The sequence below is a fragment of the Pseudomonas edaphica genome (assembly GCF_005863185.1).
Classification (GTDB): Bacteria; Pseudomonadota; Gammaproteobacteria; order Pseudomonadales; family Pseudomonadaceae; genus Aquipseudomonas; species Aquipseudomonas edaphica.
Genome location: NZ_VBVZ01001015.1, coordinates 1 through 1143, shown reverse-complemented (window position 1 = coordinate 1143; position 1143 = coordinate 1). Strand labels below are relative to the sequence as shown.

Annotated in this window: 2 pseudogenes; one reads left to right on the top strand and one right to left on the bottom strand. The window is 60.3% G+C overall.

Going from position 1 to position 1143, the window contains the following annotated elements:
- Positions 1–269: 269 nt before the first annotated feature.
- A pseudogene (locus tag FEM54_RS32930) lies at positions 270–1034 on the top strand (inorganic phosphate transporter); the annotation flags it as partial.
- On the opposite strand, the pseudogene FEM54_RS32925 reads toward FEM54_RS32930, so the two are convergent.
- Positions 1006–1143 (bottom strand): annotated as a pseudogene (locus FEM54_RS32925) (LysR family transcriptional regulator); the annotation flags it as partial. The pseudogenes FEM54_RS32930 and FEM54_RS32925 overlap by 29 nt on opposite strands.

Below are 1143 nucleotides of genomic sequence, written 5' to 3'. Positions count from 1 at the left end.
GCCCAACGCAGGACAAGCCTGCTCGCCACAGGAGAATGTGGCGGCCTTCAAAAGGCTGCGATAGCGGTGCATCAGGCAATGAACAGTTGGCTGGTAGATAGCCATCGCAGGCAAGCCAGCTCCCACATTGATTGCACTCTGACATTAGCCTTCTGGTGTTTTATAGATCAGCGGTAGGCTCAATTCCTTAAACACTGACCTACCGCAGCATCTCTGTAACATTCTGCAATGATCATCAAGACCATCCTCCCCACACTGGATGCTCCGGCATGGCCACCCCTTCCCTGACCGCTTCCAACACCGCCACACACGCAGACCCCAAACCCCGGCTGGATACAAAACCCGGCCTGCTCACGGTGATCATTTTCTTCGCCGTGCTCGCCATGGGCTTGTTGTTTACCGCCTACAGCCTGATGCACGACATGACCGAACTGGGCACCGTGGTCACCACCTGGACGCCGTTCCTGCTGCTGGGCGTGGCGCTGTTGATTGCCCTGGGCTTTGAGTTCGTCAATGGTTTCCACGACACCGCCAACGCCGTGGCGACGGTGATCTACACCAACTCGCTGCCGCCGCACTTTGCGGTGGTATGGTCGGGCTTTTTCAACTTCCTCGGCGTGCTGCTGTCCAGCGGTGCGGTGGCGTTCGGCATCATCGCCTTGCTGCCGGTCGAGCTGATTTTGCAGGTCGGTTCCTCGGCCGGCTTCGCCATGATTTTTGCGCTGCTGATCGCGGCGATCCTGTGGAACCTCGGCACTTGGTGGCTGGGCTTGCCAGCCTCGTCATCGCACACCCTGATCGGCTCGATCATCGGCGTCGGCGTCGCCAACGCCCTGATGCACGGGCGTGATGGCACCAGCGGTGTGGATTGGAGCCAAGCCACCAAGATCGGTTATGCCCTGCTGCTGTCGCCGCTGATCGGTTTTGCGTTTGCCGCCCTGCTGTTGCTGGCGCTGCGCGCCTTTGTCAAAAACCGCTCGCTGTACAAGGCCCCCAAGGGCGACACCCCGCCGCCATGGTGGATTCGCGGCGTTTGGACAAGAAACTCTCGATCACCACGGTTGGCGCCAGGCGGCGCAGGCGCTGGAACAGCAGCGGCAGAATCACCGCCTCGGTGAGGTCGGTCATGCTGATGCGATAAGT